General features: G+C 70.6%; 12 protein-coding genes and 2 pseudogenes. 3 read left to right on the top strand and 11 right to left on the bottom strand.

The features are described from left to right. Positions 1–3: 3 nt before the first annotated feature. Positions 4–1,685: pseudogene (locus tag AC0KS4_RS04170) on the top strand (CocE/NonD family hydrolase). Here the strand turns inward: AC0KS4_RS04170 and glgC are convergent. After that, positions 1,682–2,896, bottom strand: a complete 1,215-nt coding sequence (gene glgC, locus AC0KS4_RS04165) for a glucose-1-phosphate adenylyltransferase (protein ID WP_225330170.1) — start codon at positions 2,894–2,896, stop codon at positions 1,682–1,684. The pseudogene AC0KS4_RS04170 and the gene glgC overlap by 4 nt on opposite strands. A gap of 155 nt (positions 2,897–3,051) precedes the next feature. Here glgC and glgA point away from each other — a divergent pair, with 155 nt between their 5' ends. Then, complete coding sequence (glgA, locus tag AC0KS4_RS04160; RefSeq protein ID WP_238958123.1) at positions 3,052–4,224, top strand: glycogen synthase; 1,173 nt, start codon at positions 3,052–3,054, stop codon at positions 4,222–4,224. A 29-nt stretch (positions 4,225–4,253) separates the two neighbouring features. On the opposite strand, the gene AC0KS4_RS04155 is transcribed toward glgA, so the two are convergent. From AC0KS4_RS04155 to AC0KS4_RS04125, 7 genes are all read right to left on the bottom strand, one after another. Continuing rightward, positions 4,254–4,427, bottom strand: coding sequence for a DUF3117 domain-containing protein (locus AC0KS4_RS04155; protein WP_003878471.1), 174 nt, complete (start codon positions 4,425–4,427; stop codon positions 4,254–4,256). 166 nt (positions 4,428–4,593) lie between these two features. Beyond that, positions 4,594–5,175 (bottom strand): DNA-3-methyladenine glycosylase I, encoded by a 582-nt coding sequence (gene tag / locus AC0KS4_RS04150; RefSeq protein ID WP_238958124.1) that lies wholly within the window; start codon positions 5,173–5,175, stop codon positions 4,594–4,596. 2 nt (positions 5,176–5,177) lie between these two features. Continuing rightward, positions 5,178–5,531, bottom strand: coding sequence for a DivIVA domain-containing protein (locus AC0KS4_RS04145; protein ID WP_238958125.1), 354 nt, complete (start codon positions 5,529–5,531; stop codon positions 5,178–5,180). Positions 5,532–5,589: 58 nt separating this feature from the next. Further along, positions 5,590–6,579, bottom strand: a complete 990-nt coding sequence (locus AC0KS4_RS04140; protein ID WP_238958126.1) for a glucosyl-3-phosphoglycerate synthase — start codon at positions 6,577–6,579, stop codon at positions 5,590–5,592. After that, complete coding sequence (folP, locus tag AC0KS4_RS04135; protein ID WP_238958383.1) at positions 6,576–7,400, bottom strand: dihydropteroate synthase; 825 nt, start codon at positions 7,398–7,400, stop codon at positions 6,576–6,578. The genes AC0KS4_RS04140 and folP overlap by 4 nt, the downstream gene beginning before the upstream one ends. A gap of 179 nt (positions 7,401–7,579) precedes the next feature. Next, positions 7,580–9,358, bottom strand: coding sequence for a long-chain-acyl-CoA synthetase FadD6 (gene fadD6 / locus AC0KS4_RS04130; protein WP_225330165.1), 1,779 nt, complete (start codon positions 9,356–9,358; stop codon positions 7,580–7,582). Positions 9,359–9,433: 75 nt separating this feature from the next. Then, positions 9,434–9,997 carry a TIGR00730 family Rossman fold protein gene (locus AC0KS4_RS04125; RefSeq protein ID WP_238958127.1) on the bottom strand — a complete coding sequence of 188 codons (564 nt, stop codon included), beginning with the start codon at positions 9,995–9,997 and terminating at the stop codon, positions 9,434–9,436. 86 nt (positions 9,998–10,083) lie between these two features. Here AC0KS4_RS04125 and AC0KS4_RS04120 point away from each other — a divergent pair, with 86 nt between their 5' ends. Then, positions 10,084–12,201, top strand: a complete 2,118-nt coding sequence (locus AC0KS4_RS04120) for an AAA family ATPase (RefSeq protein WP_338341736.1) — start codon at positions 10,084–10,086, stop codon at positions 12,199–12,201. Here the strand turns inward: AC0KS4_RS04120 and dapE are convergent. From dapE to AC0KS4_RS04105, 3 genes and pseudogenes are all read right to left on the bottom strand, one after another. Further along, a complete protein-coding gene (gene dapE / locus AC0KS4_RS04115) occupies positions 12,198–13,262 on the bottom strand; it encodes a succinyl-diaminopimelate desuccinylase (RefSeq protein WP_238958130.1) in 1,065 nt (354 codons plus the stop codon). The genes AC0KS4_RS04120 and dapE overlap by 4 nt on opposite strands. Positions 13,263–13,465: 203 nt before the next feature. Next, positions 13,466–14,628, bottom strand: a pseudogene (locus AC0KS4_RS04110) (PPE family protein). Positions 14,629–14,665: 37 nt separating this feature from the next. Beyond that, positions 14,666–15,478: a PPE family protein, SVP subgroup gene (locus AC0KS4_RS04105; protein WP_225330211.1), complete on the bottom strand. Its 813-nt coding sequence runs from the start codon at positions 15,476–15,478 to the stop codon at positions 14,666–14,668. Positions 15,479–15,549 lie beyond the last annotated feature (71 nt).

Genomic DNA, 15,549 nt, shown 5'->3' with positions numbered 1-15,549 from the left:
GCCGTGGCGCCCAATCGGCTACCGGCCCTGGACCGCCCGTGGCGACGGCGCGGTGGGCTGCGGTACGCACTGAGCCGGATTCGCGGCGTCGCCAGACCGCCCGTCACCGTCACCGACCCGCCCGCCGACCTCGAGGTCGAGCGCGACGTCGCCGTCGCCACGCGCGACGGAACGGTGTTGCGGATCAACGTCTTTCGCAGTGCCGGCGCCGAAGCACGACCGGTCGTCCTCAGCATCCACCCCTACGGCAAGGACAACCTGCCGCAGCGGCGGGGTGACACGTGGACGTTCTCCGCGCAGTACCGGGTACTGCGCCAGCCGCGGCCGGTGACCTTCTCGGCGCTGACCGGTTGGGAGGCGCCCGACCCGGCGTGGTGGACCGCGCAGGGCTTCGTCGTGGTGAACGCCGACTCGCGCGGTTGCGGGCACTCCGACGGCACCGGGAGCCTGCTGTCGCGGCAAGAGGCCGAGGACACCTACGACCTGGTGCAGTGGGTCGCCGGCCAACCGTGGAGCGACGGCAACGTCGTCATGCTCGGGGTGTCCTACCTGGCCATCAGCCAGTACGCCGTCGCGGCGCTGCGGCCGCCGGCGCTGCGCGCGATCTGTCCGTGGGAAGGCTTCACCGACGCCTACCGCGACCTGACGTTTCCGGGCGGCGTCCGGGAGCGGGGCTTCACCCGGATGTGGTCGCGAAACGTGCGACGCGCTACGCGGCAGACCTACGACCTCGAACGCATGCAGGACCTCCACCCGCAGCGTGACGAGTTCTGGCGCTCCCTGGCACCGGACCTGGCCTCGATCACGGTGCCCATGCTGGTGTGCGGGAGCCTGTCCGACAACAACCTGCACACCGCGGCTCCCTCCGCGCGTTCACGCACGGCGGGTCCGGCCACGCCCGGCTCTACATGCATCGGGGCGGCAAGTGGGCCACCTTCTACTCCGAGGACGCGCTGGCCGAGCAGCTGGCGTTCTTTCGCGGTGTGCTCAACGGCGCCCCCGCGTCGCGCAGTGTGCGCCTCGAGGTACGCGAGGACCGCGACACCGTCGCGGCGGTGCGCGAAGAAGCCGAGTGGCCACTGAACCGAACCCGATGGCGCCCAATCTATTTGGGCACCAGCGGGGTGTTGACGTCCGATCCTCCCTCGCACCCCGGCCGCGTGACATTCGGAACACGTTCGCGCGCGGCAACTTTCACCTGGACGGTTCCCGACGACATCGAACTGACCGGGCCGATGGCCGCCCGGTTGTGGGTCGAGCTGACCGGCTGCGACGACGCGAACCTGTTCGTCGGGGTGGAGAAGTGGCGCGGGGGCCGCTTCGTCGGATTCGAGGGCTCGTATGGCTACGGCCGAGACCGGGTGAGCACCGGCTGGCAGCGCGTCTCGCTGCGCACCCTGGACCCCGAGCTGTCCCGCCCGGCCGAACCCGTCACCACCGGCACCGATCCGCGGCCGGTCTCCGCCGGCCAGGTGGTCGAGGTCAACGTCGCGCTGGGCCCGTCGGCGACGTTGTTCCGCGCGGGCGAGCAGCTGCGGCTGGTGGTCGCCGGGCGCTGGTTGTGCCCGAGAAACCCGCTGACGGGCCAATTCCCGGCGGCCTACCAGAGCTCACCGCGCGGGCGCGTCACCCTGCATTGGGGCCCGGAACGCGGCGCGCACCTGCTGATCCCGGAGATCCCCTAGATCCAGACGCCCTTGCCCACCGCGACCACGCCACCGGCGCTGATCGCGAAGCGCTCCCGGTCCTTCTCCAGATCCACCCCGACCATCTCGCCCGGCCCCACGACGACGTTCTTGTCCAGGATCGCGTGGCGCACCACCGCGCCACGACCGACCCGAGCGCCGGGCATGATCACGCTGCCTTCCACGATCGCGCCGTCGTCGACCACCACGTTGGACGACAGCACCGAGTTGCGCACCGACGCCGCCGAGATGATGCTGCCGGCACCCACCACCGACTCCTGCGCGGAACCGCCGTTGACGAACTTGGCCGGCGCCAGGTTCTCCGACTCGCCGCGGATCGGCCAGCGCTTGTTGTAGAGGTTGAACACCGGATGCACCGACACCAGGTCCATGTGCGCGTCATAGAACGCGTCCAGCGTTCCGACGTCCCGCCAGTAGGCCCGGTCACGATCGGTGGCGCCGGGCACCTCGTTGTCGCTGAAGTCGTAAACCGCGGCCATCCCGTCAGCCACCAGTCGCGGGATGATGTCACCACCCATGTCGTGGTCGGAATGGTCGTCGTCGGCGTCCGCGCGGATCGCGTCGATGAGCACCTTGGTGGTGAAGATGTAATTGCCCATCGACACGAACGTCGTCTCGGGGTCATCCGGGGTGCCCGGCGGATCGAGCGGCTTCTCCACGAATTGGCGGATGTGCCCGGACTCGTCGGAGTCAATGCAGCCGAACGCGGTGGCCTCGCTGCGGGGCACCCGGATGCCGGCTACCGTCGCGCCGGCCCCGCTGTCGATGTGGAACCGGACCATCTGCTCGGGGTCCATCCGGTACACGTGGTCGGCACCGAAAACCACTATGTAGTCGGGGTCTTCGTCGTAGATCAGATTCAGCGACTGGTAGATCGCGTCGGCCGAACCGGTGTACCAGCGCGGGCCGAGGCGCTGCTGCGCGGGCACCGGCGTGATGTACTCACCGGCCAAACCGGACAACCGCCAGTTCTGCGAAATGTGACGGTCGAGTGAATGCGACTTGTACTGCGTCAGAACGCAGATCCGCAAATAGCGGGCGTTGACGAGGTTGGACAGCACGAAGTCGATCAGCCGATAGGCGCCCCCGAAGGGAACCGCGGGCTTGGCGCGATCCGCGGTCAGCGGATACAGCCGCTTGCCCTCACCGCCGGCCAGGACGATGCCCAGCACGTGTGGTGCTTCCCTCATGGTGTCAAACCTATCGGCCGCCGCGAAACGCTGCCAGGGGGACGGCGTCATTGCCCGCTTCTGTGGGGCTGTCCGTCAAGGTATTTGGGTCTGCGGGCAAACAGACGACCCCGCCCGACTCACGGCCCTCGTCGTCGCCGAACTACGGTGCGGGTATGCGGGTGGCGATGATGACTCGGGAATATCCCCCAGAGGTCTATGGCGGGGCGGGGGTACACGTCACCGAACTCGTCAGCCACCTGCGCCGGCTGTGCGCGGTGGACGTGCATTGCATGGGCGCGCCCCGCCCGGAAGCCCAGGGAGTGCACGTGCACCAGCCCGACCCGCGGTTGCAGGGGGCCAACGCGGCGATGACGACCCTGTCCGCCGACCTGATGATGGCCACCGCGGCATCGGCGGCCAGCGTGGTGCATTCACACACCTGGTACACCGGCATGGCCGGTCACCTGGCCGCGCTGCTCTACGACGTCCCGCACGTGTTGACCGCGCATTCGCTCGAGCCGCTGCGCCCGTGGAAGGCCGAACAACTCGGCGGGGGCTACCGGATCTCGACCTGGGTCGAACACACCGCGGTGCTGGCCGCCGACGCCGTCATTGCGGTCAGCTCCGCGATGCGCGAGGACATCCTGCGCGTCTACCCCGCGCTGGATCCCGGCGCCGTACACGTCATCCGCAACGGCGTCGACACCGACGTCTGGTTCCCCGCGACCCCACCGCAGACCGGGTCGATGCTGGCCGCACTCGGCGTCGATCCCGCCCGCCCGCTGGTGGTGTTCGTGGGTCGCATCACCCGGCAGAAGGGGCTCGCGCACCTGGTGGCGGCCGCCCACCGGTTCAGCCCGGAGGCGCAGGTGCTGCTGTGCGCCGGGGCCCCCGACACCCCGGAGATCGCCGACGAGATTCGGGATGCGGTCGCCGGCCTGGCTCGCGGCCGCACCGGCGTCTTCTGGGTCCGGGAAATGCTTCCCATCGGGGAATTGCGCGAAATCTTATCGGCCGCATCGGTTTTCGTGTGCCCGTCGGTGTATGAGCCGTTGGGCATCGTGAACCTGGAGGCGATGGCCTGCGCGGCCGCGGTGGTGGCCTCGGATGTGGGCGGTATTCCGGAGGTGGTCGCAGACGGGGTCACCGGGACCCTGGTGCATTACGACCCCGACGATGTGGCGGGCTATCAGGCCGGATTGGCCGAGGCGGTCAACGACCTCATCGCCGACCGCGAAAAAGCGCAGCGCTACGGCAAGGCAGGACGCCAACGCTGCGTCGAGGAGTTCTCCTGGGCCCACGTCGCCGAGCAGACCCTGGAGATCTATCGGAAGGTGTGTGCGTAGCACCGCCGACTCTCGTTCGGCGGCAAGCCCTAGCTGGAGCTCGTGACGCCCTTGAGTTCGTCACCGAGGGCAGCGGCTTCGTCGGGCGTCAGCTCGACGACCAGTCGACCTCCACCTTCAAGTGGTACCCGCATCACGATGCCGCGCCCCTCCTTGGTTGCTTCCAGAGGACCGTCTCCGGTCCGGGGCTTCATCGCCGCCATCGAGTGCTCCCTCCAGGTTCGAGCTGGCCCGCCCGCGCGGACCTGGTCGGCACCGAGCACGCCCCGCCAGCGAACTTCAAGCCATGCCCGGCATCGAACTGACTTATCACCCCTCCATTGTTCCCTATCCAGGTCACCGCTCGTACAAAGACCCACAACTGTGTGCTCAGCGGGCGGTCGCGGGCACCCAGCAACCCCGGATGTGGTCGTCGACCATGCCGGTCGCCTGCATCAACGCATAGGCGGTGGTCGGACCGACGAAGCGGAACCCACGCCGCTTGAGTTCACGCGCCATGGCCTTCGATTCGTCAGTGGCCGAGGGAATTTGGGTTGCGTCGGCCGGGCGCGACCGCGGCGATGGCGCAAATGACCACAGCAGCTCCGCCAGGTCCGCCGGAGTTCCCAGCTCCGCGGCCGCGCGGGCGTTGGCGATCGTCGCGTCAATCTTGGCGCGGTTGCGCACGATTCCCTGGTCCGCCATCAACCGCTGCACGTCGTCGTCGGTGTACTCGGCGACGGTCGCGATGTCGAACCCGGAGAACGCACGCCGGAAATTCTCCCGTTTGCGCAGGATGATCAGCCACGACAGGCCGCTCTGAAAGGCCTCCAGGCTCATCCGCTCGAACAGGCCCAACCCGTCGCGCAGCGGGCGACCCCACTCCTGGTCGTGGTAGTTGCGGTACATCTCGAAGTCCGGCCCGGGCCGAATGGCCGCCCAGCTGCACCGAACCAGCTCGTCTTCGCTCACATTCAGTCCTGACGATCCTCGCCCTCGCCGGGTTCCGCGGAATCGTCCTCGGTGTCCTGTTCGGCCGCGGGCGCGGCGTGCACCGCGGCGAGCTGGCCGCGCAGGGCCTCCAGCTCGCGGGCGAGGCGGTCCAGCACCCAGTCCACCTCGCTGGTCTTGTATCCGCGCAGCGTCTGGGTGAACTTGACGGCGTCGACGTCGGAACCGGTCACCCCGTAGGCCGGCAGCACCGTCGCCGTCGTCCCTTTCGGCAGGGGCGGCAGCTGCTCGCCGCGACCGAACATCAGGCTGGCCGCGCCGAACAGGACGATCGCCACCAGCACCAGCACCACCAGGTACAGCAACACCAACGCCACGGGATCGATATTGCCCTATGCCGCCGACACGGCGATGTCCAGCGTGACCCCTTGGGGCTTATCGGGGCCTGATCACCTGCATCGGCGGCCGGTCGGCCAGCGACACCGGCGAGGTGTGCTGGGAGTAGCCCTGACCGTCGGGCCCTACGGCCACGAACTGGGTCAGGCCGACCCCGGAGTCGGGGATCCCGCAGCGCGACAGCAGGGTCGCGATGACCTGGCGGCTCATCGCGCCCAACTCGGCCAGCGGCCGGTTGCGGTGTGCCCGCACGCCCAGGTTGACCTGGGCGATCGCGTCGAGACCCAGCCGGTCGAAGGTGTCCACCAGCAGGCCGATCTCCACGCCGTAGCCCGGGGCGAACGGCACCGAGGTCAGCAACTCGCGGGTGGCCGCGTATTCGCCGCCGAGCGGCTGCAGCACCCCGCCCAGCTCGGGCCGCAGCGCCGCGAGCAACGGCCGGGCCACCAGCTCGGTGACCCGCCCACCGCCGGTGGCACCCGCACTGCCACCCACATCGGCGACGTTGAGGGGCCGCCGGTAGAAGCTCTTGACCAGGTGAACGCTGTCGCCGGTGAGCAGGGGGCCGACCAGCCACGGCACGAACATCGGGTGCGGGTTGATCAGGTCGGAGTCGACGAACACCACGATGTCGCCGCGGGTGGCCGCCAGCGAACGCCACAACGCCTCGCCTTTGCCGGGCCGTATCGGCACCTCGGGCAGCGCCTGCTCGCGGCTGACGACGCGGGCGCCGGCGGCGACGGCCCGGATCTCGGTGTCGTCGGTCGAGCCGGAGTCCAGCACGATCAGCTCATCGACCAGCCCGTCGACCAGCGGTGAGATGCTTTCGATCACCGACTCGATGGTTTCTTCCTCGTCGAGGGCGGGCAGCACCACCGAAATGGTCCGCCCAGCCTTGGCCGCCTCCAGTTCGGCGACGGTCCAGCTCGGGCGGTTCCAGCTGCGGTCGGCCAGCCAGGTGTCCCCCGGCCTCGCGGCGAGCAACCCGTCGCTGGCGAGATCGCCCGCGACCAGGTCTGACATCGTCATGCGAGCCCCCTCACCGTGCGGGCCGGCGGGCGCGTCCCCTGGATCGAGGCCACCATTTCCAGCACCCGGCGGGTGGCGGCGACCTCGTGCACGCGAAACATCCGCACACCGGCGGCCGCGGCGAGCGCGGTGGCCGCCAGCGTTCCCTCGAGCCGCTCGGTCAATTCCACACCCAGAGTCTCCCCGACGAAGTCCTTGTTACTCAAAGCCATGAGCACGGGCCACCCGGTATTAACAAGATCGTCGACATGGCGCAACAGCAGCAGCCCGTGGAAGGTGTTCTTGCCGAAGTCGTGGGTCGGGTCGATCAGCACCCGGTCGCGGGCCACGCCGCACGCGACCGCTCGCTCGGCGGCGGCGGCGACTTGGGCGATCACGTCGTCGACCACGCCGCGCGTGCTCGTTCCGTAGTTCACCCGGAACGGGCGGGTGCGCGGCTGCGCGTTCCCGGTGTGCGAACACACCAGACCCGCCCCGAACTCCGCGGCCACTTCCGGCAGGGCGGGGTCGACGCCGGCCCAGGTGTCGTTGATCAGGTCGGCCCCGGCCGCGCAGGCCACCGTGGCGACCTCGGATCGCCAGGTATCGGCGCTGATCACCTGGTCGGGATAGGCGTCGCGCAGCCATTCGATGAACGGCACCAGCCGGGCGATCTCGGTGTCGGCGTCGACCTCTTGACCCGGGCCGGCCTTGACGCCGCCCACGTCGATGACGTCGGCTCCGTCGGCCACGGCCCGGTGCACGGCCGCGCGGGCGGCCTCGTCGCTGAAGGTCGCGCCCCTGTCGTAGAACGAGTCCGGGGTGCGGTTGACGATCGCCATGATCAGCGCGCGATCGGCTGACACGGGACGGCCGCAGAACGACGATTGCACGCGTCTATGGTGCCTGGTCGCCGAACAGCGTGCAGTGCCAGGTCGCGAGCGTAACTGCACTGCGAAATCCGACTCGCCATCTCGCAGTGTGGTTACGCTCGCGACCGACTGATCGGCGCGGCCGCCCCCTACGGGCGTTTACCCTCGGCGACCTCGTCGGGGTACTCGTCGTAGAACGGCACGTAGCCGTCGTCGCGTCCGGCCAGCACGTACAGCGGGTCGGCCACGTCGGGGCCGTAGGCCTGCTCGCGCAGCTCCACCTTGCGGCTCTTGAAGGTCGTGGTCTGCTCGATCGACTCGACCACCCGCACGAACAACGGCAGCGCGTAGCCGGGCAGCTGCTCGTAGACGGCACGGGCCAACGACCGCCCGTCGAACTCGGCGCCGTCGCGCAGCTTGACCGCCGCCATCCCGGCGCGACCACCCGTGCGCGGCACCTCGACCCCGAAGACCGTGCAGTCCTCGACGGACTCGTCGGATGCCAGTGCCGCCTCGACCTGGGTGGTGGCCACGTTCTCGCCCTTCCAGCGGAAGGTGTCGCCGAGCCGGTCGACGAACGCGGCATGGCCCAGACCCTGCGGGCTCATCACGTCGCCCGTGTTGAACCAGCAGTCGCCCTCACGAAAAGCGTTGCGCACCAACTTCTTTTCGCTGGATTCCGGGTCGGTGTAGCCGTCGAAGGGCTGCAGCCGGTTGACCGGGGTGAGCAACAGGCCCGGCTCCCCGGCCGGCACCCGGCGCACGCGCCCGTCGTCGCCGCGCAGCGGGGCGCCGGTGTCCGGGTCGTACTCGACGTAGGCCAACGGCAGCGGAAAAACACCGGTGGAGCGGGGCACGTTGAAGACGTTGATGAACGCGGCGTTGCCCTCGCTGGAGGCGTAGAACTCGCAGACGCGCGCGATCCCGAATCGTTTGGTGAACTCGTCCCAGATCTCCGGGCGCAGCCCGTTGCCGGCGATCACCCGCACCTTGTGCGCCCGGTCGGTCGGCTTGGCCGGTTGGTTGAGCAGGTACCTGCACACCTCGCCGATGTAGATGAAGGCCGTGGCGTCGTTGGCGATCACCTCGTCCCAGAACTTCGACGCCGAGAAGGACTTGCCCAGCGCCAGCGTCGCCCCCGAGTTGATCACCGACGACAACGCGACCGTCAGCGCGTTGTTGTGATACAGCGGCAGGCAGCAGTAGAGGGTATCCGCGCTCTTGAGCCGCAGCCCGATGCCGCCGAACGCCGCGAGCGCCTTCAGCCACCGCAGGTGCGTCATGACGCTGGCCTTGGGGAAACCGGTTGTGCCCGAGGTGAAGATGTAGAACGCGGTGTCCCGGGCGTGCACGGCCGACGCCGACGCCGGGTTGGTGGCCGGGGCGCTCGCCGCGAACCGCTCCAGGTCTTCGACGGTCAGCGTCTGGGTGCCGCCCGAGCCCCCGCACTCCGCCACGGCGCTGACCAGATCGGTCTCGGCGATGAGCACCTTGGCTTCCAGCAGGCCGAGGCTGTGCGCGAGCACATCGCCGCGCTGGTGGTAGTTGAGCATGCCGGCGACCGCGCCGCACTTGACCGCGGCCAGCATGGCCAGCACGGCGTTGGGCGAGTTACGCAGCATGATGGCGACGACGTCGCCGTGGCCGACGCCGCGCGAGGCCAGCACCGCGGCGTACCGGTTGGCGGCCGCGTTGGCGTCGCGGTAGGTCAGTTGCTGGTCGCCGAACCGCAAGAAGATCCGGTCGCCGTAACGGGCGGCCCGCTCCTGGAACACCGTGCCGATCGATTTCTTGGAGCCGGGCTGGGCCAGCAGCCCGGTCAGCGCCCCGCGCGCGATCACCGGCAGGTCGGCCAGCACGGCCGGCACCCGAGATGCGATGTCGGTCAGTTTGACCGCCGTGCGCGCTCCCCCGTCACGATCGGACACGTGATCCCCTCGATTCGTTTCCAAAAAGTCAAGCTCGGCGGACAGCCTAGTAGGGGCTGGGACCGGCCGGCGGGCTCAGCCGGGCGCGCACGCGTCCAGCGCGGCGCTCACCTTGTCGACCAGCACCAATCGGTCCATCGCCGCCTGGGAGACGTAACCGCTGTCCAGCAATCCGCACAACCACATCCACAGCCCTTCGTAGTGACCCACGGGGTCGAGCAGGACGATGGGTTTGTCGTGGAGGCCGAGGTAGGCCGTCGTCCAGGTGTCGAGCAACTCGTCGAGGGTGCCGATGCCGCCCGGCAGCGCGATGAACGCGTCGGCGCGGTCCTCCATGATCTGCTTGCGCTCATGCAGGGTGTCGCTCACGATCAGCTCGGCGGCGTCCGCGTCGGCGATCTCGCGGCGCATCAAGACCTGGGGGATGACGCCGACGGTGCGGCCGCCGCGGGCCCGCGCCGCGCTCGCCACCGCGCCCATCGCCGAAACACGGCCACCGCCCCACACCAGCGTCCAGCCCCGCTCCGCGATCGCCTCGCCGAGTTCCGCAGCGACACCGAGCAATTCGGGATGCTGCGGACCCGACGCGCAGTACACACACACCGCCCACTCGCGGGCTGAATCGCGTTCCCCGGGCATATCCGCCAAAGGTAGACCAAGCGCAATAGCCCGTCATATCTGGGGCTTTCGCCTTGCCGACGGCCCGTGCGCCATAAAATCCGGCAGTGCCGATTCGATGGAACGTCCCCCAACATGCGACGGCCTCAGAGCGGCTGGATGGCGCCTTGGCCGACGGGGGTCGGGGAGCGGTGGTGTTGGGACCCGACGGTGTCGGCAAATCCACCTTGGCCCGCGTGGCCGCCGAGCACTTCGCCGGTCAGCACCCCGAGACCCTCGTCCGCTGGGTCACCGGCACCCCGACCGAACGCGCGGTCCCGTTCGGGGCCTTCAGCCACCTGGTGCAGATCGCCGACATCGGCAAGCCGGCCGCGCTGCTGCGGGCCGCCCGCGTCTCGCTGGGCGGCGAGGACCTGCTGCTCGTCGTCGACGATGCCCAACATCTGGACGTGCTGTCGGCGACGCTGGTCTACCAGCTGGCGCGGGCCGGCGCGGCGCGGCTGATCGTCACCGCCCGCGCCGAGTCCTCCCCCGACGCGATCGCCGCGCTGTGGACCGACGGCCTGCTCGACCGGATCGACATCGAGCCGCCCGGCGGCACGACGGCGCCCGCTGAGGTCGACACCTTCCTCGCCGAACTGCCCGCGCCGGCGCGGTCGGTGCTGGAGTATCTCGCCGTCTGCGAGCCGCTGTCGCTCACCGATCTGACCGTGCTGGCCGGCGACGGCGCGGTGGCCGAGGCGGTCAAGTGGGGTGCGGCCGAGACCCGGGTGCGGGGCGGGGCCTCCGAGGACCCGGTCGTCTATACGGCCCACCCGCTGTTCGCCGAGCGGGCGCGCGCCGCGCTCGACCCCGACGACGCGCGCCAACGCCGCACCGAGCTGGTCGAACTGATGTCGCAGCGCCCGTCGGACCATCTCAGCGACCGGCTGCGGCTGGTGTCGTTGGCGCTGGACAGCGACGCGCTCCCGCGGCCGGCCGACGTCGTCGCCGCCGCGCAGCAGGCACTGCGCCTGGGTGACCTGACGCTGGGCGAGCGGCTGGCCCGCTCAGCGCTGGAGCGCTCCGGCGGTCTGGCGGCGCGGCTCGCGCTGGCCCACGCGGTGGCGTGGCAGGGCCGTGGCCGCGAGGCCGATGCGGTGCTGGCCGACGTCGACTCCACCGGGTTGACCGAAGCCGCGCTGATGGACTGGGCGCTGCTGCGGGCGGCGAACCAGTTCTGGATGCTCAGCGAGCCGGAGCGCGCGACGGCTTTCCTGCGGACCGTGCGTAACCGCGTCGCGGAGGCCGGCCCGCGGACCACCCTCGACGCGCTGAGCGCAACCTTCGCGATGAACGCGGGCAATGTCGGGCACGCGGTCAAGGTCGCCGACGAAGTGCTCACCTCGGCGTCGGCCGATGACCAGGCGGTGGCCTGGGCCGGGAGCGCGGCCGCGTTGTGCGCGGCGCGGCAGGGCCGGTTCGGTGACGTCGAGCCGTTGGCGCAGCGCGCCTTGGGTGCCGAGCATCCCGGGCTGCTGCGCTTCACCATCGGGCTGGCCCAGACGACCACGCTGCTGTTGGCGGGACGGCTCGACGAGGCCCGCCAGCTCGCCCGGCAGTTCACCGACTTCGCCGAACTGCAGCAGCCCGGCCGCGCGATCGGCGAGGTGCTGCTGGCGCATGTGTTGTTGACCGAAGGCGAATTCTCGTCTGCGGCAGCACTATTGATTCCGGCGACCGCCACCCTGGAACGCACCGGCTATTCGTGGGGGCCGCTGTCGCTGACGTTGCTGGCCACCGCGCTGTCCCAACTGGGCGATACCGCGGCCGCGGCAAAAGCGTTGAGCAGGGCCGAATCCCGGCACGGAACCAAGTCGGCGTTGTTCGCGCCCGAGCTCGGGGTGGCGCGGGCATGGCGGCTGGCGTTGATGCGCGACGCGCACGGCGCGGTGGCCGCCGCGCGCGACGCCGCCCGCACGGCCGAGCGCGGCGGCCAGCGGGCCGTGGCGGTGCGCATCTGGCACGAGGCCGTGCGGCTGGGCGATAGCCGGGCCGCCGATCCGTTGGCCCGGCTCTGCGACGAGATCGATTGTGTCGTAGGCAGAATCGCGTTGGCCCACGCCCGCGCGCTCACCGCCGGTGATGCCGCGGCGTTGCGGGCGGTGTCGGACGAGCTGACGTCGATCGGGATGCACGCGGCCGCCGCCGACGCCGCCGCGCAGGCACGGCGGTGTGGCGCCTAGCCGCTCAGGTAGCGGCGCAGCATGTCCACCGCGGCGGTGATGTTGTCGACCGCCACGCGTTCGTCGCGCCGGTGCGCCAAATTCGGGTCGCCGGGGCCGAAGTTGACCGCCGGTATGCCCAGCGCGGCGAACCGGGCGACGTCGGTCCAGCCGTACTTGGCCCGCACGTTGCCGCCCGCCGCCTCGACCAGGGCCTTGGCGGCCGGTTGGGACAGCCCCGGCATCGCCCCGGCCGCCGCGTCGGTCTGTTCGATGTGCACGTCCAGCCCGGCGAGCACGTCGTGCACGTGTTGCAGCGCGTCGGGCACCGACCTGTCCGGGGCGAAGCGGAAGTTGACCGTCACCGCGGCCGCGTCGGGAATGACGTTGCCCGCCACTCCGCCGTCGATGCGCACCGCGGACAGGCCCTCACGGTACGTGCAGCCGTCGATGTCGACGCTGCGTGCCTGATACGCGGCCAGCCGCTCGAGTACGGCACCCAGTTTGTGAATGGCGTTGTCCCCCAACCAGGATCGCGCCGAGTGGGCGCGGGTCCCGGTGGCGCTGACGACCACGCGCAGGGTGCCCTGGCAGCCGGCTTCGATGTAGCCGCCGGTCGGCTCGCCCAGAATGGCCACGTCGGCGGCCAGCCAGTCCGGCAGCTCCCGTTCGATGCGACCCAAACCGTTTGCCGCGGCGTCGATTTCCTCGCAGTCGTACATCACCAGCGTCAGATCGTGCACGGGTTCGGCGACGGTGGCGGCGAGGTGGAGGAAGACGGCGTCCCCGGATTTCATGTCGGCGGTGCCGCAGCCGTGCAGCTCGCCGCCCTCGCGACGGCTGGGCAGGTTCCCGGCCACCGGGACGGTGTCCAGGTGGCCGGCCAGCAGCACCCGCGACGGACGCTGGTGCCGGGTTCGCGCCAGCACGGCGTTGCCGTTGCGGACGATTTCGAAGCCGGAGGTCTGCGCGCGCAGCGCGGCCTCGACCTCGTCCGCCAGGCGCGCTTCGTTTCTCGATTCGCTGGGGATGTCGACCAGCGCCGCGGTGAGCGCGATCGGATCGCCGCGTAAGTCCAGCACGGTCTCAGGGTAGTGGCGATCGCAAGCGCGGCGGAGCCGGGCGCAGCGGGTCGCCACCATCTGGCCCAGTGGCGATCGCAAGCGCGGCGGAGCCGGGCGCAGCGGGTCGCCACCATCTGACCCAGTGGCGATCGCAAGCGCGGCGGAGCCGGGCGCAGCGGGCCGCCACCATCTAGGTAGTGCGTCGCCAATGGCGACTCGCTTTACACGAGCAACCGCGTGGGCATCACCGTCGGCTTGACCCCGTAGCGCGGGCCCATGCCGTAGCCGCCGCGCCCGGCCGAGGCGACCGCCGGCATGCCCGTCGCCCACGTCGTGCGCGGCTCTTCGACCGGCGCGGTCCACCCCGAACTCACGGGCGTCGCGGCAGCAGGCGCGGGCGTGGCCGCGGACCACGCGGCGGGCGTCGACAGCCCGCCGACCGGTGAGGCCGAAGCCATGCTCGCCAGCACCGGCGCGGCGCCGACGCCCGCGGTGCTGGCCGGTGCCGCCGCGCCCACCAACATGCCGCCGCCGACCGCGCCCGCCACATCGCCGGCCGTGCCGGTGGCCGCCGCCACGTCGAGGGTGTGGTTGTAGAGGATGTTGGACACCATGGTGTTGAACACGTTCCAGGAGACCACGTCGAAACCGGCGTTGCCGACGTTGTTCACCACCGGGTTGCCGAGGAAGCTGTCCAGCCCGCTCAGGGCCGACGGAGGGTCGGCCAGCGGGGCGGCGAACGTCCGCACCGCGTTGGGCGCGTTGGCGACGGTCTGCTGGAGGCCGCTCGTCTGCGCGCCCGTGGCCGCCGCCTGGGGGAGACGGCCGCGGCTTGCGCCCCCAGCCCGCCCGGGTTGTTCGTCGGCGCCGGCGAGGTCAGGGGGCTCAGCTTGGCCGCGGCCGCCGACGCCGCGGCGTAGCCGTACATGGCGGCGGCATCCTGGGACCACATTTCGCCGTACTGCGCCTCGGTGGCCGCGATGGCCGCGGTGTTCTGACCCAAGACGTTCGTCGCGACCAGGGCCGCGAGTTGGGCTCTGTTCGCCGCGATCAGCGGGGGTGGCACCGTCATCGCGAAGGCCGCCTCATAGGCCGCCGCCGACGCCATGGCCTGGGAGGCCGCCTGCTGCAGCTGGGCGGCGGTGGTGTGCATCCACGTGATGTATGGCTCGACCGCGGTGGCCATCGCGGACGAGGAAGGCCCGATCCACTCCTCGCCGGTTAGGTTCGAGATCGCCGACTGGCTGGCCGAGGCCGTCGTACTCAATTCGTCGGCGAGGCTGCTGAAGGCCGCCGCGGCGGCCATCATCGGCGCGGCCCCCGCCCCGGTGTACATGCGGCGGGAGTTGATCTCGGGGGGAAGTGCTCCAAAGTCGAAAGACATTGCGTCGCTCCTATTCTCGGTTGTTGTTCGTGGGGTGCTAGATGGCTGGTTTGGGCATCACGGTCGGCTTGACCCCGTAGCGCGGCGCGCCGAGGCCATAGCCGCCGCGTCCGCTCGTGGCCATCGACGGCAGGCCGCCCGGGACGGTGGTCACCGGCGCGGCCTGCGGGGCGGCGCTGGTGAAGCCCGCGCCGACCAGTTGCGCCGGGGTCGCATTCACCGACGGGACACCACCGGCCGCCCAGCTGGGCGGCACCGACAACGCGCCGATCGCAGGCCCGCGGCCCATGCTCGCCAGCACCGGCGCGGCACCCACTGCGGCGGGGGCCGCAGGCGCGGGCGCTGACGCCGAGGTGAGCCCGGGAGTGAAGTTGGGAATCCCTGCGGCGCCGGTGACGGGGGCGAATTGCCCCTCCCCCAAGGTGATGAAGTCCGACGCGGCTGCACCGACGTTCTGACCCCACCCGATCCCGGTCCCGAGGGTGGTGCTTCCCGCGGGCGGGGGGTCGGCCGCCGCGGCCTGTCCGGCGGCAAACGGCGACAACGACGAGGCGGCGGTCGTCACCCGGTTCGCGGTTTCGGTCTCGCCATAGGAACCGGCGCTGGTATCCAGGTTGTTCACCATCGTCTGGTGGATCGCCTTCGCCTGGGCGCTGACCTGCTGATACCAGGCGCCGTAGGCGGAAAACTGCGCGGCCTGCAGCGCGGACACTTCGTCGGCCGCCGCCGGAGCGATGCTCGTGGTGGGCGCCGCGGCGGCGGCGTTTTGGGCGTCCATTGAGGAGCCGAGCGCTTCGAGCATGCTCGCCGCGGCCATCAGCGCCTCGGGCCGTGTGGTGACAAAGGACATGGTGTTCTCCTTCTCTAAACGAGCCGGTCCCTTGCGGACCCGCGCCGGTGGCTCTCCACCAGGCCCAGGAC

The organism is Mycobacterium sp. NTMscope_MAC_12, assembly GCF_976985675.1.
The sequence above is the reverse complement of the archived record's forward strand: the minus strand, read 5'-3'. Positions and strand labels throughout refer to the sequence as shown.